A 21,603-nucleotide genomic window follows, 5' to 3' on the forward strand; every position below is an offset into this window, starting at 1 on the left:
CCCTGGAGGAACGGAGGCTCAGACCCCCGCCGTTCCCGCCGTCAGCCCCGCCACCAGCTCGTCCGCCGCCGCGTACGGGTCCAGCGACCCGTCCAGCACCCGTGCCGCCAGGACGCCCACGTCCCGGCCGCCGCGCAGGTCGCCGATGCGCGAGCGCAGCGCCGTGAGGGCGATCCGCTCGATCTCGTGCGCCACCCGGGCGGCGCGCCGTTCCGCGAGGACGCCGTTCTCCTCCATCCAGGCCCGGTGCTTCTCCAGCGCCTCGACCACCTCGTCGGTGCCCTCGCCGCGGGCCGCCACCGTCTTGACGATCGGCGGCCGCCAGTCGCCGGGCTCGCGGGCCTCGCCCAGGCCCAGCATGTGGTTGAGCTCGCGGGCCGTCGCGTCCGCGCCGTCCCGGTCCGCCTTGTTGACCACGTAGACGTCGCCGATCTCCAGGATCCCGGCCTTCGCCGCCTGGATCCCGTCGCCCATGCCCGGGGCCAGCAGCACCACCGTCGTATCGGCCTCCGAGGCGATGTCCACCTCGGACTGGCCCACGCCCACCGTCTCCACCAGCACCACGTCGCAGCCGGCCGCGTCCAGGACCCGGATCGCCTGCGGCGCGGCCCAGGACAGGCCGCCCAGGTGCCCGCGGGTGGCCATCGAGCGGATGTAGACGCCCGGGTCGGAGGCGTGCTCCGACATCCGCACCCGGTCGCCCAGCAGAGCGCCCCCGGAGAACGGCGAGGACGGGTCGACGGCCAGCACCCCCACCCGCTTGCCCCGCCGCCGGTAGGCGGCGACCAGGGCCGAGGTGGACGTCGACTTGCCGACCCCGGGCGAGCCGGTGAGGCCGACCACATAGGCCCCGCCGGCCAGCGGCGCCAGCGCCGCCATCACCTCGCGCAACTGCGGGGACGCCCCCTCCACCAGCGAGATCAGCCGGGCGACGGCGCGCGGACCGCCGGCCCGGGCCTGCTCGACCAGCGCGGTCACGTCGGCCATCGCCGCTCCTTCCGCCGTGGTCCGCCGGGTCGGGCCGTCACTTGCCGGGGACGCGGACGATCAGGGCGTCACCCTGGCCGCCGCCGCCGCACAGCGCCGCCGCGCCGACCCCGCCGCCGCGCCGCCGCAGCTCCAGGGCGAGGTGGAGCACGGTCCGGGCGCCCGACATGCCGATGGGGTGGCCCAGGGCGATGGCACCACCGTTGACGTTCACCTTTTCCGGCGATACCCCCAGATCCTTGGTTGACTGCACCACAACCGCCGCGAAAGCCTCATTGATCTCGATCAGGTCCAGATCGTCGACGGTCAGCCCCTCCTTGGCGAGGGCGTGCCGGATCGCGTTGGACGGCTGGGAGTGCAGCGAGTTGTCGGGGCCGGCCACGTTGCCGTGGGCGCCGATCTCGGCGATCCACTCCAGGCCCAGCTCCTCGGCCTTGGCCTTGCTCATCACGACCACGGCCGCGGCGCCGTCGGAGATCTGCGAGGAGGTGCCCGCGGTGATGGTGCCGTCCTTGCTGAACGAGGGCTTCAGCTTGCCGAGCACCTCGGCGGTGGTGTCCCCGCGGATGCCCTCGTCCTTGCTGAAGACCACCGGCTCGCCCTTGCGCTGCGGCACCGCGACCGGGGTGATCTCGGCGTCGAACAGGCCGTTCTTCTGCGCGGCGGCGGCCCGCTGGTGCGAGCGCGCGCCGACCTCGTCCTGCGCCGCGCGGCCGATGCCCAGCCGGGTGTTGTGCTTCTCCGTCGACTCGCCCATGGCGATGGACTCGAAGGGGTCGGTGAGCCCGTCGTGCGCCATGGAGTCGAGCATCTCGATCGCGCCGTACTTGTAGCCCTCGCGCGACTTCGGCAGCAGGTGCGGGGCGTTGGTCATCGACTCCTGGCCGCCCGCGACCACGATGTCGAACTCACCCGCGCGGATGAGCTGGTCGGCCAGCGCGATGGCGTCCAGGCCGGAGAGGCACACCTTGTTGACGGTGAGGGCGGGAACGTTCATGGGGATGCCGCCCTTGACGGCCGCCTGGCGGGCGGGGATCTGCCCGGCGCCGGCCTGGAGCACCTGACCCATGATCACGTACTGCACCTGGTCACCGCCGATGCCGGCCCGGTCCAGCGCGGCCTTGATGGCGAAACCGCCCAGTTCGGCCGCGGAGAAGGAGCGGAGGGACCCGAGCAGCCGGCCCATGGGCGTCCGGGCCCCGGCGACGATCACGGAGGTGGGGGCGGTCGAACCGTTCGTACCAGACATGGACGGTGCTCCTTCGGCGGAGGCGGTTAACGGTGGTTCTCGTCAATGTACTGAGCGGTACACCGGTCGGTCATCGGGCGGCGGGTGTGATCGCGCGCACGTTGCGTAACCGCTCCGCGCGGCGGTGCACTGGACCCATGCTGACGCGCATCGACCACATCGGGATCGCCTGCTTCGACCTCGACACCACCGTCGACTTCTACCGTGCCACGTACGGCTTCGAGGTGTTCCACACGGAGGTCAACGAGGAACAGGGGGTACGCGAGGCCATGCTGAAGATCAATGAGACGTCGGACGGCGGCGCCTCCTATCTCCAGCTCCTGGAGCCCACCCGGGAGGATTCCGCGGTGGGCAAGTGGCTGGCGAAGAACGGCGAGGGCGTGCACCACATCGCGTTCGGCACGGCCGACGTGGACGCCGACGCGGACGCCGTGCGGGACAAGGGCGTCCGCGTCCTCTACGACACCCCGCGCACCGGTTCCATGGGCTCGCGCATCACCTTCCTGCACCCCAAGGACTGCCACGGCGTGCTGACGGAACTGGTCACCTCGGCGCCCCGCCCGGCCGAGGAGCACTGACCCACACCTGCCCCGGCCGGTAGAGTGCAGGTTCGGCCGGGGTACGGGTGGGGCCCGGCCCAGGCTGTGCCGATGATCTGACACCATTTCTTCGGAAGGGCGGGCTCCGGGTTCCACCACCACGCACGGGGCCGGCCACCGACGCGACCAGGGGACGGATGGACCGCGCAGTGCGGGGCTACGAGCGCCAGGACAGCCAGCGGGCTGAAACCGACCACCTCTCGCAATTCGAGGCCGAGATGGAGCGGCTGAAGAAGGAGCGGGAGAAGGCGGTCCAGCACGCCGACGACCTCGGCTACCAGGTCGAGGTGTTGCGCGCCAAGCTGCACGAGGCGCGCCGCACCCTCGCCCACCGTCCCGCCTATGACGCGGCCGGACTCGATTACCAGGCCGAGCAGCTTCTGCGCAACGCGCAGATCCAGGCCGACCAGTTGCGCGCGGACGCCGAGCGCGAGCTCCGCGAGGCGCGCGCCCAGACGCAGCGGCTGCTCCAGGAGCACGCCGAGCGGCAGGCCCGTATGGAGGCCGAGCTGCACGCCGAGGCGGTGGCCCGCCGGCAGCGGCTGGACGAGGAGCTCAACGAGCGCCGGTCGACCGTCGAGTCGCACGTCAACGAGAACGTCGCCTGGGCCGAGCAGTTGCGCGCCCGCACGGAGTCGCAGGCCCGCCGGCTCATGGAGGAGTCCCGCGCCGAGGCCGAGCAGGCGCTGAGCGCCGCCCGCGCCGAGGCCGCGCGCCTCACCGAACAGGCGCGCACCCGGCTCGGCGCCGCCGCCGAGGAGGCCCGCGCCGAAGCCGAAGCGATCCTGCGCCGGGCGCGCACCGACGCCGAGCGGCTGCTGACCGCCGCCTCCCAGCAGGCCCAGGAGGCCACCGACCACGCCGAGCGGCTGCGCACGGAGGCCGGCGGCGAGGCCGAGCAGGCCAGGACGGCCGCCACCGAGCTGACCCGGGCCGCCGAGGCGCGGATGCGGGAGGCCGAGACGGCGCTGCGCGAGGCGCGCGCCGAGGCCGACAAGGTCGTCGCCGAGGCCGCGCAGGCCGCCGCGGCGCGGCTCTCCGAGGCCGAGACGGACAACGAGCAGCGCACCCGGGCCGCCCGTGCCGAGATCACCCGGCTGGTCGGCGAGGCCACCAAGGAGGCCGAGGCACTGCGGGCCGAGGCCCGGCAGTTGCGGGACGACGCGGCGGCGGAGGCCGAGCGGCTGCTGGCCGAGACGGCGGAGAAGGCGCGCAGCGCCGCCGCCGAGGACTCGGCGGCCCAGTTGGCGAAGGCCGCGCGGACGGCCGAGGAGATGCTGTCCAAGGCGTCCGAGGACGCGCGGGCCGCCACCAAGGCGGCCGCCGCCGAGGCCGAGCGCATCCGCAAGGAGGCGGAGGCCGAGGCGGAGCGGCTGCGCAAGCAGGCCGAGGAGTCGGCCGAGCAGCTCAAGGGCGCCGCGAAGGACGACACCAAGGAGTACCGGGCCAAGACCGTCGAGCTCCAGGAGGAGGCGCGGCGGCTGCGCGGCGAGGCCGAGCAGTTGCGTGCCGACGCCGTCGCCGAGGCCGAGAAGGTGCGCGCCGAGGCGCGCCGCGAGGCGCTCCAGCAGATCGAGGAGGCGGCGAAGACCGCCGAGGAGCTACTGGCCAAGGCGAAGTCCGACGCGGCCGAGACGCGGTCGGCGGCCACCGCCGAGGGCGAGCGGGTCCGGGCCGAGGCCGCCGAGCGCGCCGCCGGGCTGCGCAAGCAGGCCGAGGAGGCGCTGGAGCGGGCCAGGGCCGAGGCCGAGGAGATGGCCGAGGAGGCCGAGGACCACGCCGAGCGCACCCGCACGGAGGCCGCCGAGGCGGCGGAGAAGCTGCGCGCGGAGGCCGAGAAGGCAGCCGAGGCGCTGCGCGAGGACGCCGCCGAGGAGCTGACCCGGCTGCGGACCGAGGCCGAGGAGCGGGTCGAGGCCGCCGAGGAGGCGCTGCGCGAGGCCCGTACGGAGGCCGAGCGGCTGCGCAAGGAGGCCGCCGAGGAGTCCGAGCGGCAGCGGACCGAGGCCGCGGAGCGGGCCCGGGCGCTGCGGGCGCAGGCCGAGGAGGACGCCGAGCGGCAGCGCGCGGAGGCCGCCGAGGAGGCCGCCGCGGCCCGTGCCGAGGGCCAGGAGACGGCGTCGCGGCTGCGCGCCGAGGCGGCCGAGGAGGCCGAGCGGCTGCGGTCGGAGGCGCAGGAGGCCGCCGACCGGATCCGGGCCGAGGCCAACGCCGCGGCGGAGCGGACGGCGGCGGAGGCCGCCGAGGAGCTGGCCGCCGCGCAGGAGGAGGCCGCCCGGCGCCGCCGCGAGGCGGAGGAGACGCTCGGCGACGCCCGTACGGAGGCGCAGGCGGAGCGCGAGGCGGCGCACGAGCAGAGCGAGGAGCTGCTGGCGTCGGCGCGCAAGCGGGTCGCGGAGGCGCAGGAGGAGGCCCGGCGCCTGGTCGAGGAGGCCGAGGCGCGCGCGACGGAGCTGGTGTCCGCGGCGGAGCAGACGGCCCAGCAGGTCCGGGAGTCCGTCGCGGGCCTGCACGAGCAGGCCGAGGAGGAGATCGCCGGGCTGCGCTCGGCCGCCGAGCACAGTGCCGAGCGGACGGTCACCGAGGCACAGCAGGAGGCGGACCGGGTCCGCTCCGAGGCGTACGCCGAGCGCGAGAGCGCCCGGGAGGACGCGGTGCGGATCCGCTCCGAGGCCCAGTCGGCCTCGGAGGCGGCCCGCGAGCTGGCCGAGCGCACGGTCGAGGAGGCCATCGCCGAGGGCGAGCGGGTCCGGGCCGAGGCCGCCGGTGTGCTGGAGGAGGCCCGCGAGGCGGCCAACAAGCGCCGTTCGGACGCCGCCGAGCAGGCGGACGCCCTGATCGCCGAGGCGACGAGCGAGGCCGAGCGGCTGCGCGCGGACGCCGGCCGGGTGCTGGACGAGGCCGAGGAGGCCGCCGAGGCGGAGCGCGCCCAGGCGGCGTCCGACGCCGAGGCGCTGCGCGCCGAGGCCCGGCGGGTCATGGACGAGGCGCGCGACGCGGCCGACGCCCACCGCGTCGAGGCAGCGCAGCAGGCCGACGAGCTGGTCGCCAAGGCGACGGCCGAGGCCGAGCGGCTGGTCTCGGACGCGTCGGCGAAGGCGCAGCAGATGCGCACGGACGCGTCGGACGCGCTGGCGTCGGCCGAGCAGGACGCGGCGCGTGCCCGGGCCGAGGCCCGCGAGGACGCGAACAAGATGCGGGCGGACGGCCGTGCGGAGGCCGAACGGATCGTCAACGAGGCGGCGGAGCTGACCTCTTCGGCGCAGGAGGACGCCGACCGCATCCTGGACGAGGCCCGTGCGGCGGCCGACAAGCGCCGCGCGGAGGCCGGCCGTCAGGCGGACGAGCTGGTCGCCGAGGCGACGAGCGAGGCCGAGCGGATGGCCGCCGAGGCCGCGCGTACGGTCGAGGAGGCCCGCGCGGCGGCGGAGGCGCACCGCGCGGAGACCGCGGCGGAGGCCGAGCGGACGCTGGCGGACGCCAAGGCCGAGGCCGAGCGGGTGCGGGCCGACGCGGCGGCGGCGCTGGAGCAGGCGCGTCAGGAGGCCGCCGAGACGGCGGACGAGGCGCGGGAGGCCGCCGACAGGCGCCGTGCGGAGGCGGCACGCCAGGCCGACGAGCTGGTCGCCGAGGCGACGGCCGAGGCCGAGCGGATGGCCGCCGAGGCGCGGGCGGCGCTGGCCGCGGCGCAGGAGAACGCCAACAGCACGCGCGCGGACTCGGCCAAGCTCAAGGCCGACGCGGTGCTGGAGGCCGAGCGGCTGCGCGCGGAGGCGCGCGAGGAGGCCGAGCGGACGGTCGACGAGGCGCGGGACGCGGCGGCACAGCGGCGTACCGAGGCGGCCGAGCAGGCGGACGCGCTGATCGCCAAGGCTCAGGAGGAGGCGGTGAAGACCGCCGCCGCGGCCGAGGAGCAGGCGGACACCATGGTCGGCGTCGCCCGCCGGGAGGCCGAGCGGATCGTCGCCGAGGCCACCGGCGAGGGCAACGCGCTGGTGGAGCGGGCCCGTACGGACGCGGACACCCTGTTGTCCGAGGCCCGTGGGGACGCGACCGCCATAAGGGACCGCGCCGAGGAGCTGCGGGCGCGGATCGAGGCCGAGGTCGAGGAGCTGCACGACCGGGCGCGGCGGGAGGCCGCGGAGGCCATGCAGTCGGCCGGCGAGCGGTGCGACAAGCTCGTCGCCGCCGCCACCGAGCAGTTGGCGGAGGCCGAGGCGAAGGCGAAGCAGTTGGTGTCCGACGCCGGCGGCGAGGCGAACAAGGTCCGGGTCGCCGCCGTCAAGAAGGCGGAGGGCCTGCTGAAGGAGGCCGAGCAGAAGAAGGCCGCCGCCGTGCGCGACGCCGAGCGGCTGCGCGGCGAGGCCGTACGCGAGGCGGAGCGCCTGCGCACCGAGGCCGAGGAGGAGGCGCGGCGTCTGGTCGAGGGCGGCCGGACCGAGTTGGAGGCGCTGGTTCGGCGCCGCGAGGACATCAACGCGGAGATTTCCCGTGTCCAGGACGTGTTGGAGGCGTTGGAATCATTTGAGTCCCCTGGGGCAAGCGGCTCCAAGGAGGGCGGGGTGAAGGCGACGGCGGGAGCCGGCGCTACTCGTTCGGGTGGCAAGCAGTCGCAGAAGTAAGCCACTCATTCGAGGGGACAATTCCCCAATCCGCCAACCGAGTACGAGGATCTGCTCCATGCGACGCCGCTCACCGCCCTAGGATTCCCTTATCACCTCACCGGTCTCTTTCGACAGGAACCCCATGAGCGACACTTCCTCCCCCTTCGGCTTCGAGCTCGTGCGGCGTGGATACGACCGCGGCCAGGTGGACGACCGCATTACCAAGCTCGTCGCCGACCGTGACAGCGCACTGGCCCGGATCACCTCTCTGGAAAAGCGCATCGAGGAGCTGCACCTCGAAACGCAGAACGCTCAGGCCCAGATCAATGACGCGGAACCGTCGTACGCGGGGCTCGGGGCGCGGGTCGAGAAGATCCTCCGGCTGGCCGAGGAGGAGGCCAAGGACCTGCGTGAGGAGGCCCGTCGGGCGGCGGAGCAGCACCGTGAGCTGGCGGAGTCGGCGGCGCAGCAAGTGCGCAACGACGCCGAGGCGTTCGCCGCCGACCGCAAGGCGAAGGCGGAGGACGAGGGCGCCCGGATCGTCGAGAAGGCCAAGGGGGACGCGGCGACGCTGCGGGCCGAGGCGCAGAAGGACGCGCAGTCCAAGCGCGAGGAGGCTGATGCCCTCTTCGAGGAGACGCGCGCCAAGGCGGCCCAGGCGGCGGCCGACTTCGAGACCAACCTGGCCAAGCGCCGCGAGCAGTCCGAGCGGGACCTCGCCTCCCGGCAGGCGAAGGCGGAGAAGCGGCTGGCGGAGATCGAGCACCGCGCGGAGCAGTTGCGGCTGGAGGCCGAGAAGCTGCGGACGGACGCGGAGCGCCGGGCCCGTCAGACGGTGGAGACCGCGCAGCGCCAGGCCGAGGACATCGTGGCCGACGCCAACGCCAAGGCGGACCGCATCCGCAGCGAGTCCGAGCGCGAGCTGGCGGCGCTGACCAACCGTCGCGACAGCATCAACGCCCAGCTCACCAACGTCCGCGAGATGCTCGCCACGCTGACCGGCGCCGCGGTGGCCGCGGCCGGTGTGCCCGGTGACGACGAGCCGATCTCGCGCGGCGTCCCGGCCCAGCAGAGCCGCTGAACCGCGGCGGTTCACCGGCGGCGCGCGGCGACCGCGGAGCCGCGAGGAATCCGTACGAGGGCAGCGGTACGGCGGGTTCGCGCAGCGGCGGCACGGACAGTACAGAGCGGCACCACACAGCACCACAGCACCACAGCACCACAGCACCACAGCACCACAGCAGCAACTCACCACAGCAGCAACAGCAGTACCCAGCACCACATTCGTTCGGGGGATCCCGCGCTCAGCGCGTCGTGGCCGTCCGAGGATCCGGCGGCGGCTTACGGCGCGCTGACGTGTCCCGCGCGCCCTTGCCCTCGCGAACGGCGTCCTTCCGGTGGCGAGGTCCCTGGCACGCCCGTACCGTGAATGAATGATCGAGCTGGAGGGTCTGACCAAGCGATACGGCGACAAACTCGCCGTCGATCACCTCACCTGCACCGTGCGCCCCGGCATCGTCACCGGCTTCCTCGGTCCCAACGGCGCGGGCAAGTCGACCACGATGCGCATGATGCTCGACCTCGACAACCCCACCGACGGCACGGTCCGCATCGACGGCCGGCACTACCGCGAACTGCGCGACCCCCTGCGGACGGTGGGCGCCCTGCTGGACGCCAAGGCGATCCACGGCGGTCGCAGCGCCTACCACCACCTGCTGTGCCTGGCGCAGAGCAACGGCATCCCGCCCGCACGGGTGCGCGAGGTGCTGGACACGGTGGGGCTGACCTCGGTGGCGCGGAAGCGGGCCAAGGGGTTCTCGCTCGGCATGGGCCAGCGGCTGGGCATCGCGGCGGCGCTCCTCGGCGACCCGCGCATCCTCATGTTCGACGAACCGGTCAACGGCCTCGACCCGGAGGGGATCCACTGGATCCGGACGCTGATGAAGGGGCTGGCGGCGCAGGGCCGGACGGTCTTCGTCTCCTCGCACCTGATGAGCGAGATGGCGCTGACCGCCGACCACCTGATCGTCATCGGCCAGGGCAAGCTGCTCGCCGACACCTCCATGGCCGACTTCATCGCGCAGAACTCCCGTTCGTACGTGCGGATGCGCTCGCCGGAGCAGGAGCGCCTGCGGGACGTGCTCGCGGACGCCGGGATCACGGCCGCGCCGGGGCCGGAGGGCGGCCTGGACGTCACCGGCGAGGACGCGGCCCGCCTGGGCGAACTGGCGGCGCGGCACGGGATCACGCTGCACGAGCTCAGTCCGCAGCGGGCCTCGCTGGAGGAGGCGTTCATGCGGCTGACGGCCGAGTCCGTGGAGTACCACGCGCGGGCCGGACGCGGCGCGGAGCCGGAGGCCGGGCCGACGGCGGGTGGGGCGGCACCGGCCGGGCCGGGCCCGGGTGAGCCGGGGTCGGGCGGGCCGGGGCCGGGTCGCTCGTCATGGGGAGCGGACTGGCGCGAGGAGCGGCGCGGGAAGGAATCCTGATCATGGCGGTGACGGCACAGGTTCTGCGATCGGAATGGACGAAGATCAAATCCGTGCGCTCCACGGTGTGGACGCTGGGCACCGGAGTGGTGGTCACCGTCGCACTCGGCGCGCTGATCAGCGCACTCGCGAAGAACGACTACGAGAATCTCTCGCCGCGCGACCGGTTCACGTTCGACCCGACATTCATCAGTTTCGCGGGGATGGGACTCGGCCAGCTCGCATTGATCGTTTTCGGGGTATTGGTGGTCGCCAACGAATACAGCACCGGAATGATCCGCACATCATTGGCGGCCGTTCCGCGTCGCGGTCTCTTCCTGTTCGGCAAGATCGCAATTGCGACCGCACTCGCACTGGTCGTGGGCATGATCACGAGTTTCCTGACGTTTTTCGTCGGACAGGCGATGCTCGGCGACCGCGGCGCGCACCTCGGCGACCCGGGAGTGCTGCGCGCGGTGGTCGGCGGCGGGCTGTACATGACGCTGATCACGGTGTTCTCGATGGGGGTGGCGGCGATGCTGCGCAGCCCCATGCTCTCGCTCGGCGTCCTGATGCCGTTCTTCTTCCTGATCTCCAGCATCCTGGCGAACGTCTCGGCGACGAAGAAGGTCGGCGAGTACCTGCCGGACAAGGCGGGGCAGAAGGTCATGCAGGTGGTCCTGGTGGACGACGACGCCCCGTACGGGCCCTGGGGAGGCTTCGCCATCATGGTGCTGTGGGTGGCCGCCGCGCTGGTGGGCGGGTACGTGGTGCTGAAGAAGCGCGACGCGTAGCACGGTGACGCGCCGGACCCTGCGCGACCTCGGACTGGACGCCGTCCCGTTCCGGCGTCCCCTGGAGTACCCGGGCCGCCCGGCCCCGGAGCCGTGCCTGCTGCTGGAGACGGAGCTGCTCCCGCTGCGCGCCGTCCCGGGACGGCCGCTCGGGGCGTGGCCGGTCGTCGGCGCGCCGGTCCCGGACGGGACGGGGGCGTCCGCCGCCCCCGATACGCCGTCCCCGTCCGGGCCCCCGTCCGGTACGCCCTCGGTGCCCGGCCGCCCCGACGGCACCGGCCCCGCTCCTGCTGCTGCCGCCCCGCCGCCCGACGGCACCGGTCCCGCGCTGGACGCCGTGCTGACCGTCCTGGGACGGCTCGTCACCGGCCACCGCCACCCCGTCCTCGCCGTGGGCTCCAACGCCTCCCCCGCCCAGATGGGCCACAAGCTGGCCGCGCACCGGCTGCCGGCCGCGGTGCCCATGGTCCCGGTGACCGTCCGCGGCATCGGGGTGGGCTGCTCCGCCCACATCGGGCGGGCCGGGTACGTGGCCGCCGCGCCGTACGCGGACCCGGCGGCCGAGCGGCGGCTGGTGGTGAGCTGGCTGGACCCGGCCCAGTTGGCCGCCGTGGACGCCTCCGAGCTGCATTACCGGCGGGTGCTGCTGCGCGGCACGGCGTTCCCGATGACCCTGCCCTCCGGCGACCATCTGGGCGGCGCCTACCTCTATGTCTCCCGGCATGGGGTGCTGGCCGACCCGGCCACCGGCCGGCCGCGCCCCGGCGGGGAGGACCAGGGCGCGCTGCTCGCCGCCCTGCTGCGTTCCTCGAAGCGGCTGCGGACCCTGCTCGGGCCCGACCCGCACGCCTGGACCGAGCGGGCCCGCGCCGAGGAGACGGTACGGGCGGAGGGCGCCCGGATCTTCCGGGAGGAGGGCTGGATCCACCCGGAAGGCGACCTTCCGTCACGTTCCGGAACGGCCGACCTCCGCCACGCCGACCTGTCCCCTTGACCCCGTCCGCCCCCTCCCCCGGCATTCCGTGGAACCGTCAGCCTCTCGTTATCCTCCTAACCCGAACGGGGGCACACGCCCCGACCATCTCGCGAGGGGCGGAGAATGATCGAGGCAGTCGGCCTGACGAAGCGCTACGGCGCCAAGACGGCCGTGCACAACCTGAACTTCCGGGTGAGGCCGGGTGCCGTCACCGGCTTCCTGGGCCCCAACGGTTCCGGCAAGTCCACGACCATGCGCATGATCCTGGGCCTGGACGCACCGACCGCTGGCCGGGTCACCATCGGTGGCCGCCCCTACCGGGAACTGCCCAACGCCGCTCGCCAGGTCGGCGCGCTGATCGACGCCAAGGCCGTGCACGGCGGGCGCAGCGCCTACAACCACCTGCTGTCCCTCGCCCAGCTCGCCGGCATCCCGCGCTCCCGGGTGGACGAGGTGCTGGGCGTGGTGGGTCTGCACAACGTGGCCAAGCAGCGCTCCCGCGGCTTCTCGCTCGGCATGGGCCAGCGGCTCGGCATCGCCGCGGCGCTGCTCGGCGACCCGCAGGTGCTGCTGTTCGACGAGCCCGTCAACGGTCTCGACCCCGAGGGCATCCTCTGGGTCCGCAACCTGATGAAGCGGCTGGCCGCCGAGGGCCGGACGGTGTTCGTCTCCTCGCACCTGATGAGCGAGATGGCGCTGACCGCCGACCACCTGATCGTCATCGGCCGCGGGCAGTTGCTCGCCGACATGAGCGTCCAGGACTTCATCGCCGCCAACTCGGCCGGTTTCGCCCGCGTCCGTACCCCCGACACCGAGCCGGAGGGGCGCGAGAAGCTGATCGCCGCGCTGGTCGAGGCGGGCGGCCAGGTGCTGCCCGAGCCCGACGGCGCCCTGCGCGTCACCGGCCTGGAGCTGCCCCGGATCAGCGACGTCGCCCACGACCACGACGTCCGCCTCTGGGAGCTCTCCCCGCACCAGGCGTCCCTGGAGGAGGCGTACATGCGGATGACGCAGGGGGCCGTCGACTACCGGTCGACCCACGACCCCCGGGCCGGCTTCCAGCCGCCGGCCGTCCCCGGGCACGCGATGCCCGGCGGCCCGGCACCGGTGCCGCAGGGGTGGAACGGACCGGCCGGCTACCCGGTGCTGCCGGGTGAGCAGCCCAACCCCTACGCCCAGCAGCCCGCCGCCCCGCAGCAGCCCGCCCTCCCCCGGCAGCCCGCGGCGCCCCCGCAGGCCGCCCCGGCCCCCACCGCGCCCGCCGCCCCGCCGGCCGACGCGCCGTCCGACGCCCCCTCAGCACCCGCCGACCTGACCAAGCGCGACACCGAGGACGCCCGATGACCACCCCGACGACCCCTCAGCACCCCGTGCCCCCGCAGGGCGCGCCGCAGCAGCCCGGCCAGGGCCCCGCGCAGCCGTACTGGCCCGGTCAGGCGGGCCCGGGCGGCCCCGGCGGGTACGTGTCCCCGGTCCCGGTGCGCGCGGCGCACCTCGGGGACGCCGTCATGGCCGAGTGGACGAAGATCCGCAGCCTGCGGTCCACGATGTGGACGCTCGGCACCATGCTGGTGATCGTCGTCGGCCTCGGTCTGACGCTGTCGCTGGTCGCCTCCTCCTCGGACAAGACCGCCGACGGTGAGGACATGCTGGGCCTGGGCGCCGTCGGCGTGCTGCTCGGCATGATCCCGGTGCTCACCCTGGGCGTGCTGACCATCTCCTCGGAGTACGGGACCGGGCTGGTCCGCACCACCCTGACCGCTTGCCCCAGCCGCTCCCGCGTGCTGACGGCGAAGGCGATCGTCCTGGGCTCCCTGGCCTTCGTGACCACGCTGGTCGCGACGCTCTTCGTCGCCATGATCAGTGCCGCCCTGCTGGACGACCAGGTCATCGACGACCCGACCGCCGGCCAGTGGTTCAAGGCGACCGTCGGGGTCAGCCTCTACGTGGCGCTGGCCGGGCTGCTGGCGCTGGCCGTCGGCACCCTGCTGCGGCACTCCGCCGGAGCGATCACCACCATGCTGGGCCTGGTGCTGCTGCCGCCGCTGCTGTCGCTCTTCCTCCAGGCCGACTCCGTCCAGAAGATCGGTGAGGTGCTCGCCAAGTACTCGATCCCGATGCAGTTGTTCACCCTTTACGGCGCGGAGGTCGACTCGGGGCCGTCCGGCTGGGACCCGCTGTGGATCATGCTCGCGCTGACCGCCGCCGCCACGGCCGGCGCCCACCTGGTGATCAACAAGCGGGACGCCTGACGGAGATCGGCGAGGGGGCCTTCGACCGGCCCCCACGCGGTGCGCTCAGTACCGCGGCGCGTTACGGGACCGCTGGAGCCGCGCGCTCCGGCGGTCCCTCGCGTTCCAGCAGGCCTTGTGCCAGTGGCGCCGGTCCTCGACCCCCGCGCCGTACTGCGGCCACACCACCAGGTGCGGCACCCCGGGCGGGATCTCCTGGTCGCAGCCGGGGCAGCGGTAACGCTTGGCCGCCGCGCTCCCGCCGACCATGCGGACCGACCAGTCCTCGCCCTGCCAGCTCTCCGTCTGCTCCAGTCCGTACCGCACCCCGCCGCCCTCGTACCGGGCGTTCTCTGCGGTGTGACTGACGGCGCCGCCTCGGGGGCGGTTTCGGCGCGGGGACACGGTTCACCTCGAAGGTCGGGCGAGCTACGGGCTGTGACCAGGGTACGCGTCACGGTCACCGCCCCGGCCGGGTGAGTCGACCACCCACCCGGCCACCCTCTCCGATCATCATGAAAACTTCCTGAACGCCCGTACCTCGTGGCACGTGTCGGGCGTTATTGCCAACGGGGGGTCGGGTCGGTCGCGCAGGAAGGTGCACACATGCGCGTTGGAGCGTTCGTCCTGGCCGCCCAGTTCCCGGGCCAGGGTCACGGAGAGGCGCTGTACCGGGCGGTGCGGACGGCCGAGGTCGCCGAGGAGGCCGGTCTCGACGCGGTCTGGCTGGCCGAACACCACTTCGTCCCCTACGGCGTCTGCCCGTCGGCGGTGACGCTGGCCGGGCTGCTCCTGGGCCGTACCCGGCGGATCCGGGTGGGCACGGCGGTGAGCGTCCTGCCGACCACCCACCCCGTGACCCTGGGCGAGCAGACGGCGCTGCTGCACATCGCCTCGGGCGGCCGGTTCACCCTCGGGGTCGGCCGCGGCGGACCTTGGGTGGACCTGGAAGTGTTCAACGCGGGCCTCCAGGCTTACGAAGAAGCGTTTCCGGAATCGCTCGAACTGCTGATGCGCTGGCTGCGGGAACCCCGCGTCGGCGCCTCGGGCAAACGATTCTCCTTCCGCGAGGTACCCGTGGTGCCGCGGCCGGACGAACTGCTGGACCGGCCCGGCCCGCCGGTGCTGGTCGCCTGCACCTCGCCCGCCGGGGTCCGGCTGGCCGCCCGGCACGGGCTGCCGATGCTGCTCGGCATGCACAGCACCGACGAGGAAAAGGCCGAGATGGTGTCCCTGTGGCGCAAGTGTGCGCTGGAATCCGGGAGTTCACCGGAGCACGTGGCGTCCGCCGGGCATGTGGCGGCGGGCGTGGTGCAGGTGGCGGACCGCCGCCAGGAAGCGGCGGAGACCCTGCTGAAGACGATGCCCGGCTGGCTGCGTCAGGGACTCGGGGCACATGTCACCGTCGACGGCCGGGAGCGCCGGATGCGGGACCCGCTCGCGTACACCGAGCTGCTGTGCTCGCTCCATCCGGTCGGCCCGCCCCGGCTCTGCGCCGATCGCCTGGCGGCCACCGCGGAGCGGACCGGGATCCGCGGGTTCGCGCTGCTGGCCGAGGGGTCGGGCGACCTCGCGGCGACCGAGGAGAACCTGCGCCGGCTCGGCGCCGAGGTCCTGCCGCTGATCCACTGACCCGCTGAACTACCGACCCGCCGACCCGCCGATCCACCGAGCCGCCGAATCCGCCCAATCCGCCGGGGAGGACGGACGGGGGACGAACGGGGTCCACCGGACCCCGGCACCCCCGGCCTTTGGCCGTTTCCCATGGCGGCGCACGGACGCGGACCGGCGCCGCGGTGGACCGCCCCCGGCGCGCACCGCGCCGGCAGCGCCGCGCGGGGCGCCACGGACGCCGGCGAGCCGTGACACGGGTGACACCAGAGACCCCGCCACCACCTCCCGCATCTGCCTTCTCCCCGGCCACAGGCCCCGGGGAGCCACCGCCCCTGAGCACCACAGCCCGGGGGGCCACCGCCCCGACCGTCCCGCGCCCCCGCGCGCGGAGCGGCGTCGGCGCGGGCTCAGCAGTCGCGCAACTCCGGGGACTGGTTGAGCAACTGCCCCCGGACGGAGGTGAAGCGGGCCAGCCGCTCGTCGACCGAGGGGTCGAGGGGGAAGACGGCGACCCGGTGGCAGTTCTGGAACGCCAGCCGGACCCCGAAGTGCCGCTGCAGCGCTCCGCGGATCGCGTCGCTCGCCAGGGCGCGCAGCAACTGGCCACGCGCCTGCTCGTCCGGCGGCGGCGTCCGGTTGTCGGCGAACTCGCCGCCTTCGACCTCGAGCCGGGCCACCAGCGAGCTGATCATCTCCCAGGCGTAGGGCAGGGAGTTCCGGACGCAGTCGACGAATGCCTCTTCGTCGACCTCGCCTCGCTCGGCCTGTTCGAGGAGGGCCGGTGAGACGTCGAGCGACATGAGTTCTCCTCTCGCGGACCCCGACGGGCGGGGTCCTGGGGGTGGGCGAGCGGACGACGACGCCCCGTGCCCGTACGACGACCGCCCGCTTCAACGGTAATCCGGCCACTGCTGCCCCACCAGGAGAACGCACCTACAACTGGCCACCGGCGAAGGGGCCCATCCAGGGCGAATCGCGTCCGGTGCCGGGAGTCGAGTAGCGTGGCTCACCATGCGTCTCGTCATCGCCCGTTGCTCCGTGGACTACGCCGGCCGGCTCACCGCCCACCTGCCGTCCGCCCCCCGTCTCATCCTCGTCAAGGCCGACGGCAGTGTCTCGATCCACGCGGACGACCGTGCCTACAAGCCCCTCAACTGGATGTCCCCGCCGTGCACCCTCAAGGAGGGCGACGGCAGCGTGTGGACGGTGATCAACAAGGCGGGCGAGAAGCTCATCATCACCATGGAGGAAGTCCTCCACGACTCCTCGCACGAGCTCGGCGTCGATCCCGGCCTCATCAAGGACGGCGTGGAAGCGCACCTTCAGGAGCTCCTCGCGGACCGCATCGAGACCCTCGGCGAGGGCTACACCCTGATCCGCCGCGAGTACCCGACGGCCATCGGCCCCGTCGACATCCTCTGCCGCGACGCCGACGGCCGGACCGTCGCCGTCGAGCTCAAGCGACGCGGCGACATCGACGGCGTCGAACAGCTCACCCGCTACCTCGAACTCCTCAACCGCGATCCGCACCTGGCGCCGGTGCGCGGCATCTTCGCCGCCCAGGAGATCAAGCCGCAGGCTCGGGTGCTTGCCACGGACCGGGGGATCGGGTGCGTCGTGCTCGACTACGACGCGCTGCGGGGGATCGAGGACGACAAGCTCAGGCTGTTCTGAGCGGGGGGGGTGCCCCGGTCCCGCCCTTTCACCGTTTCTTGCGGGGGCTGCGCCCCGCACCCCCGAAGCGCCCTACGGGCGCTGTCCTCAATCGCCGGACGGGCTGATTCAGCCCGTCCGGCGATTGAGGACGAGCGGCGGAGCCGCGATCAGGGGGCCTGGGGGCGGAGCCCCCAGGAAACGGCGAATGGGGGTGCCCCCTCTGGGGGAGGGACCGGGGCACCCCACCCCCGTCAGCCGGTCGGCTTGACCGTCCCCGATCCGGGCGGCGGATTCCCCCCGCCGGACGGCGGAGTCGGCGGCTGCTGAGTCGCCGGCGGCGAATCCGTCTTCGTCGGAGCCGTGGGCTCGGGCGGCGTGGTCGGCGGTTGCGGCTCCTTGGTCGGCTCGCCGCCCCCGGACGTACGCGTCGGGCTCGGGCGCCCCCCACCCGTCCGCGTCGGCGACGGCGAGTCGTCGGGCGAAGCCGAGCCCGACGGCGAAGGCGAGGAGCTCCCGGACGGCGTCCCCGACGGCGCACCCGTCGGCCCCGGAGTGCCGGGCCGCTCGGGCCCCCCGGTGGGCCGGCCACGCATCGGCGCGGGCCCGCCCCTGCCCGACGCCGGGTGGTCAGCGGTGAGATCGGGCTCCCCGTCCTGCTGCGAAGAAGACCGATCCGGCTTCACCGCATCCTGCTCGCCCCCACCCTGCTCCCCACTCCCGGCGGAGGTACCGAGCGAGACGACGGTCCCGAGCACGGCGGCGAGCACCACGCCGGCCCCGGCCGCGGCGAGGTTGCGGCGTCCGCCGCCGGCCATCAGCTTCTGTACCCAGGCCTGCGGCCCGCCGGCCCGCTTGCCGGACGCCGAGGGAGCAGCGGCCTTTGCCCCGGCCCGCGGCGCGGGCACCCGCTTGATGGCCGCGGTGGAGACGCGGTCCGGGTCGGTGGTGAAGGGCACGGGCCCGGCGGGTGGCGCGGCGGACTGCTCGCTGCGGGCCGCCGGGACCTCCTCGCCCGCGGAACCGCGCGGCCGGCCGGCGGGTGCCGCGTACGGCCGGGCGGCGGCCCCGCCGCCGGGCGATCCCGCCGGTGACGGGAACACCGGGGCGGGCGTGGGGGCCGGTGCCGGGCGAGACCGGTCGGCGACGAGGGCGAGCGCCCGCCGGCTCGCGACGGCGCCGCGCTTGTCGGCGAGCACCCCGCGCAGTCCGGTGGAGGCCTCCAGTTCGGCGCGGGCCCGGCCGAGGTTGCCGGTGCACAGCGCCAGGACGCCCAACTCGTGGTGGAAATACGCTTCTTCGCCCACTTCGCCGGCCAGCCGGGCGGCCTCCTGGCCGTGCCGGAGCCCGCGCTCCCAGGCGCTCCAGTGCAGGGCGCCCGCGAACGCCGGCGCGGCCGTGCGGGCCAGCAGCACGGCGGCGGCCGGGTGGCCGGGCGCGCCGGAGGCCACCAGGGCGGCGAGCGCGGCGAGGACGACGTCCGCCTCGGCGGCGATGCGCTCGGGGGTGACGGAGGGGTGCCCGGCCCACCAGGCGTAGTGCCGGGCGGCGGCCAGGGCGCGCTCGGCGGCGCCTTCGGACCAGTCCCCGCCGGCACCGCCTGCCGCGCCGGTCAGTTGCTCCGCGACTCCGGCGGCCACCCGCCAGTGCGCGCCGACCGCGGTGATCAGGCCGCCGTCGACCAGTTCGCCCACGGCGGCGTCGGCGTGCTCGTCCCCGACGAGCGCGGGCAGTTGGGCCTGGTGCGGGACCTCGCCGCCCAGGGCGAGGGCGAACCGCAGGGTCTCGCGGGCGGAGTCGCCGAGCCGGGCGGCGAGCGCCACGGCGGGGGCGGTCCCGCGGGGCAGCGGCTCGCGCCGGCCGGCCGGGGCGCCGGTGCTCCCGGCGTCCTCGGGGATGCTGAACGGCCGCTCGTCGTCGGCCGCGGCGGCCTCGGACGCGGCGGTGTCGAGCCGCCGCAGCAGCGCGCCGGCCTGGACGAACCGGAGCGGCAGCCCGTCCGATTCGACCCACAGGTCGGCGGCCCAGTCGGCCTCCTCGTCGGTGAGCGGCCGGTCCACGGCCGTCTCCAGCAGCTCCAGGGCCTCCGTGCGGTCGAGGCCGTCGAGGGCGACCTCCTCGACGTGGGCGTCGGCGGAGGGCGCCGGGACGTCGGGCCGGGCGGCGAAGAGGAAGGCGCACTCCGGGGTGGCGTCCAGGAGTTCGTCGAGCGCGGCACCGCCGAACTCCAGGTCGTCCAGGACGACGACCGCGCCGATCTCCCGTACGGCGGCCGGCAGTCCGGCCCGGTCCGGCCGGTGCAGCGGCGCGTGGTGGACGGCGGCGAAGAGCTCGTGGAGGAGGTCGGTGGCGGTGCGGTGCCGGCCGTTCAGCCGGACGACGCCGTCGGGCGCCAGGTGGGCGCAGTCGGCCGCGACGACGTCCAGCAGGGTGGTACGGCCGGAACCGGCGGGGCCGGTGAGGCGGACGGAACGGCCGCGCGAGAGCAGCCGGCCCAGTCGTTCACGGACCTCGCCGCGGCCGATGAGCGGCGCCCCGGACCGGGCGGCCCCGGCGGGCGGCGGCGGGAGCGCGGCGCGGTCGCGGTCGGCACGCGCCTCGGGGTCGTGCCGGCGGGGGGCCGCGGGCAGCCGGCCGGGCGGGCAGGGCTCTATCTCGCTGCCGTCCACGGGGTTGACGGTCAGCAGGTAGTCCCCGGCGACGAGCTGGACGACCCGGACCGGCGCCGGGCCCTGGCCCGCGTCCTCCGCCGGGGAGTCCGCACCCGTGCGGCCCTCACCCGGGCGCGCCGCGTCGGGTGTCCGGTTGGTCGGGTCCATCGTTCAAAGCCCCCCAGTCGCGTGGCGTGCCGTCGTGTCCTCCCGGCCTGTCCGCGCTCTTCCGACCACCGGTCCGGCGCCCCGCGGGCTTCTGCGAAGCGACGGGAAACCGAACAGACCTGGGGACAGTATCGCCGACGGGGGGCGCCCACGGCGCCCCGGGCGTCACCCTCGTACGGGTAATCCGGACACTTGGCTCACACCCGGCTCATCCGGCTCTTTCGCAGGCCGGAAACGGGGTGATGCGGCCCGGCTGTTCGGGGTCCTCGATGGCGAGGATCCGGTGCAGCCGGGTGGCCACCAGCACGCGCTGCATCCGGTCCGGCACCCCGCGCAGCACCAGCCGGCGGCCGGTGCGCCCGGCCCGGCGGTGGGCCCCCATGATGACGCCGAGTCCGGTGGCGTCCCAGGAGTCCAGCTCGGTGAGGTCCAGGACGAGGTCGCCCCGGCCGGCGTCGAGCGCGGAGTGCAGGACCGTTCGGGCGTCCGCCGCGTTGCGGACGTCGAGGCGGCCCCCGACGACCAGTTCGGCGTGGTCGCCCCTGATGTGCATATGCGCTCCCTTGAGTGCTGCGTGGTGTGGGTGTGGCTCTAAAGAACTGACTGCCTCTCACACGCCAAGGTTGCCGTCCGTTAGCGAACCATTACCCAATTCACACGGCAGAGTGAACCGGCCTTGGCCCCGAAGGGTCAGTGCTGGTAAAAGCCCTGACCGCTCTTGCGGCCGAGGTCGCCGGCGTCCACCATCCGGCGCATGATCTCCGGCGGGGCGAACTTCTCGTCCTGGGACTCGGCGTAGATGTTCCCCATCGCGTGCATGAGGATGTCCACGCCGGTGAGGTCGGCGGTGGCCAGCGGGCCCATCGCGTGGCCGAAGCCGAGCTTGCACGCGGTGTCGATGTCCTCGGCGGTGGCCACCCCGGACTCGTACAGCTTCACGGCCTCGCCGACGAGCGCGGTGATCAGGCGGGTGGTGACGAAACCGGCCACGTCACGGTTGACGACGATGCAGGTCTTGCCGACGCCCTCGGCGAACTCCCGGGCGCGGGCGAGCGTTTCGTCGCTGGTCTTGTAGCCGCGCACCAGCTCGCACAACTGCATCAGCGGCACCGGCGAGAAGAAGTGGACGCCCACGACGCGCTCCGGGCGGGAGGTCGCGGCGGCGATCTTGGTGATCGGGATCGCGGAGGTGTTGGACGCGAGCACGGCGTCCTCGCGAACCATCCCGTCCAGCGCGCGGAAGATGTCGCGCTTGGTGTCGATGTCCTCGAAGACCGCCTCGACGACGACGTCCGCGTCGGCCGCCGCGTCCAGGTCCGTGGTGGCCGTGATCCGCCCGAACGCCGCGTCGGCCGCCTCGGCCGTCAGCTTGCCCTTGGAGACGAACTTGTCGTACGAGGCCCGGATCCCGTCGGTGCCCCGCCGCAGCGCCGCGTCGGTGACGTCCCGGAGGACGACCTCCCAGCCGGCCTGGGCGGAGACCTGGGCAATACCGGAACCCATCAGTCCGGCTCCGACGACGGCGAGCTTCTTGGCCACGACTGTCCCCTTTAATTCCTGTGCGCTTACCGGCGGTTCACTTACGGCTCCGCTGCGGACCTTAGCGCCC

17 protein-coding genes are annotated in these 21,603 nt (G+C 74.2%); 10 read left to right on the plus strand and 7 right to left on the minus strand.

Annotated features, from left to right (window positions below; genetic code table 11):
• Positions 1-18: 18 nt before the first annotated feature.
• Positions 19-987: a methylmalonyl Co-A mutase-associated GTPase MeaB gene (gene meaB / locus ACZ6X9_RS01705; RefSeq protein WP_469775931.1), complete on the minus strand. Its 969-nt coding sequence runs from the start codon at positions 985-987 to the stop codon at positions 19-21.
• A 37-nt stretch (positions 988-1,024) separates the two neighbouring features.
• Entirely contained in the window at positions 1,025-2,200 is a 1,176-nt protein-coding gene (locus ACZ6X9_RS01710) for an acetyl-CoA C-acetyltransferase (RefSeq protein ID WP_469776614.1), read from the minus strand.
• Positions 2,201-2,373: 173 nt separating this feature from the next.
• On the opposite strand from ACZ6X9_RS01710, the gene mce reads away from it, so the two are divergent.
• The 8 genes from mce (at position 2,374) to ACZ6X9_RS01750 (ending at position 13,929) form a co-directional block, all read left to right on the plus strand.
• Positions 2,374-2,814, plus strand: coding sequence for a methylmalonyl-CoA epimerase (mce, locus tag ACZ6X9_RS01715; protein WP_469775932.1), 441 nt, complete (start codon positions 2,374-2,376; stop codon positions 2,812-2,814).
• Positions 2,815-2,984: 170 nt separating this feature from the next.
• On the plus strand, positions 2,985-7,457 hold the full coding sequence (scy, locus tag ACZ6X9_RS01720) for a polarized growth protein Scy (protein ID WP_469776615.1): 4,473 nt from the start codon (positions 2,985-2,987) through the stop codon (positions 7,455-7,457).
• A 124-nt stretch (positions 7,458-7,581) separates the two neighbouring features.
• Positions 7,582-8,520, plus strand: a complete 939-nt coding sequence (locus tag ACZ6X9_RS01725; RefSeq protein ID WP_004952125.1) for a coiled-coil domain-containing protein — start codon at positions 7,582-7,584, stop codon at positions 8,518-8,520.
• A gap of 352 nt (positions 8,521-8,872) precedes the next feature.
• Positions 8,873-9,928 (plus strand): ATP-binding cassette domain-containing protein, encoded by a 1,056-nt coding sequence (locus ACZ6X9_RS01730; protein ID WP_469775933.1) that lies wholly within the window; start codon positions 8,873-8,875, stop codon positions 9,926-9,928.
• A gap of 2 nt (positions 9,929-9,930) precedes the next feature.
• Positions 9,931-10,701, plus strand: a complete 771-nt coding sequence (locus ACZ6X9_RS01735; protein ID WP_469775934.1) for an ABC transporter permease — start codon at positions 9,931-9,933, stop codon at positions 10,699-10,701.
• Between the two features lie 4 nt (positions 10,702-10,705).
• Positions 10,706-11,695 (plus strand): hypothetical protein, encoded by a 990-nt coding sequence (locus ACZ6X9_RS01740; RefSeq protein WP_469775935.1) that lies wholly within the window; start codon positions 10,706-10,708, stop codon positions 11,693-11,695.
• 105 nt (positions 11,696-11,800) lie between these two features.
• Positions 11,801-13,021: an ABC transporter ATP-binding protein gene (locus tag ACZ6X9_RS01745; RefSeq protein WP_469775936.1), complete on the plus strand. Its 1,221-nt coding sequence runs from the start codon at positions 11,801-11,803 to the stop codon at positions 13,019-13,021.
• The gene (locus ACZ6X9_RS01750) at positions 13,018-13,929 is read left to right on the plus strand and encodes an ABC transporter permease (RefSeq protein WP_469775937.1); all 912 of its coding nucleotides are present in this window, start codon (positions 13,018-13,020) and stop codon (positions 13,927-13,929) included. The genes ACZ6X9_RS01745 and ACZ6X9_RS01750 overlap by 4 nt, the downstream gene beginning before the upstream one ends.
• Positions 13,930-13,974: 45 nt before the next feature.
• On the opposite strand, the gene ACZ6X9_RS01755 is transcribed toward ACZ6X9_RS01750, so the two are convergent.
• Complete coding sequence (locus ACZ6X9_RS01755; RefSeq protein ID WP_469775938.1) at positions 13,975-14,313, minus strand: ATP/GTP-binding protein; 339 nt, start codon at positions 14,311-14,313, stop codon at positions 13,975-13,977.
• A gap of 201 nt (positions 14,314-14,514) precedes the next feature.
• On the opposite strand from ACZ6X9_RS01755, the gene ACZ6X9_RS01760 reads away from it, so the two are divergent.
• Positions 14,515-15,540 (plus strand): LLM class flavin-dependent oxidoreductase, encoded by a 1,026-nt coding sequence (locus ACZ6X9_RS01760; protein WP_469775939.1) that lies wholly within the window; start codon positions 14,515-14,517, stop codon positions 15,538-15,540.
• Positions 15,541-15,929: 389 nt separating this feature from the next.
• Here ACZ6X9_RS01760 and ACZ6X9_RS01765 read toward each other — a convergent pair whose 3' ends face one another.
• Positions 15,930-16,322 (minus strand): SCO5389 family protein, encoded by a 393-nt coding sequence (locus ACZ6X9_RS01765; protein ID WP_469775940.1) that lies wholly within the window; start codon positions 16,320-16,322, stop codon positions 15,930-15,932.
• 211 nt (positions 16,323-16,533) lie between these two features.
• Between ACZ6X9_RS01765 and nucS the strand changes: the two genes are divergently transcribed.
• Entirely contained in the window at positions 16,534-17,196 is a 663-nt protein-coding gene (gene nucS, locus ACZ6X9_RS01770; protein ID WP_469775941.1) for an endonuclease NucS, read from the plus strand.
• A gap of 233 nt (positions 17,197-17,429) precedes the next feature.
• Here the strand turns inward: nucS and ACZ6X9_RS01775 are convergent, their stop codons facing one another.
• The 3 genes from ACZ6X9_RS01775 to ACZ6X9_RS01785 form a co-directional block, all read right to left on the minus strand.
• Positions 17,430-19,994 carry an ATP-binding protein gene (locus ACZ6X9_RS01775; protein WP_469775942.1) on the minus strand — a complete coding sequence of 855 codons (2,565 nt, stop codon included), beginning with the start codon at positions 19,992-19,994 and terminating at the stop codon, positions 17,430-17,432.
• Between the two features lie 208 nt (positions 19,995-20,202).
• On the minus strand, positions 20,203-20,547 hold the full coding sequence (locus ACZ6X9_RS01780; protein ID WP_436783564.1) for an STAS domain-containing protein: 345 nt from the start codon (positions 20,545-20,547) through the stop codon (positions 20,203-20,205).
• Positions 20,548-20,684: 137 nt separating this feature from the next.
• A complete protein-coding gene (locus ACZ6X9_RS01785) occupies positions 20,685-21,533 on the minus strand; it encodes a 3-hydroxyacyl-CoA dehydrogenase family protein (RefSeq protein ID WP_469775943.1) in 849 nt (282 codons plus the stop codon).
• Between the last annotated feature and the right edge of the window lie 70 nt (positions 21,534-21,603).

This window comes from Streptomyces sp. NPDC052910 (assembly GCF_055585605.1).

What these genes read in the sequence shown, in the direction of transcription:
- meaB (WP_469775931.1), bottom strand. Translation starts at nt 987, where the DNA reads ATGGCCGACGTGACCGCGCTGGTCGAGCAGGCCCGGGCCGGCGGTCCG.
- mce (WP_469775932.1), top strand. Translation starts at nt 2,374, where the DNA reads ATGCTGACGCGCATCGACCACATCGGGATCGCCTGCTTCGACCTCGAC.
- ACZ6X9_RS01725 (WP_004952125.1), top strand. Translation starts at nt 7,582, where the DNA reads ATGAGCGACACTTCCTCCCCCTTCGGCTTCGAGCTCGTGCGGCGTGGA.
- ACZ6X9_RS01730 (WP_469775933.1), top strand. Translation starts at nt 8,873, where the DNA reads ATGATCGAGCTGGAGGGTCTGACCAAGCGATACGGCGACAAACTCGCC.
- ACZ6X9_RS01735 (WP_469775934.1), top strand. Translation starts at nt 9,931, where the DNA reads ATGGCGGTGACGGCACAGGTTCTGCGATCGGAATGGACGAAGATCAAA.
- ACZ6X9_RS01745 (WP_469775936.1), top strand. Translation starts at nt 11,801, where the DNA reads ATGATCGAGGCAGTCGGCCTGACGAAGCGCTACGGCGCCAAGACGGCC.
- ACZ6X9_RS01750 (WP_469775937.1), top strand. Translation starts at nt 13,018, where the DNA reads ATGACCACCCCGACGACCCCTCAGCACCCCGTGCCCCCGCAGGGCGCG.
- ACZ6X9_RS01760 (WP_469775939.1), top strand. Translation starts at nt 14,515, where the DNA reads ATGCGCGTTGGAGCGTTCGTCCTGGCCGCCCAGTTCCCGGGCCAGGGT.
- ACZ6X9_RS01765 (WP_469775940.1), bottom strand. Translation starts at nt 16,322, where the DNA reads ATGTCGCTCGACGTCTCACCGGCCCTCCTCGAACAGGCCGAGCGAGGC.
- nucS (WP_469775941.1), top strand. Translation starts at nt 16,534, where the DNA reads ATGCGTCTCGTCATCGCCCGTTGCTCCGTGGACTACGCCGGCCGGCTC.
- ACZ6X9_RS01775 (WP_469775942.1), bottom strand. Translation starts at nt 19,994, where the DNA reads ATGGACCCGACCAACCGGACACCCGACGCGGCGCGCCCGGGTGAGGGC.
- ACZ6X9_RS01780 (WP_436783564.1), bottom strand. Translation starts at nt 20,547, where the DNA reads ATGCACATCAGGGGCGACCACGCCGAACTGGTCGTCGGGGGCCGCCTC.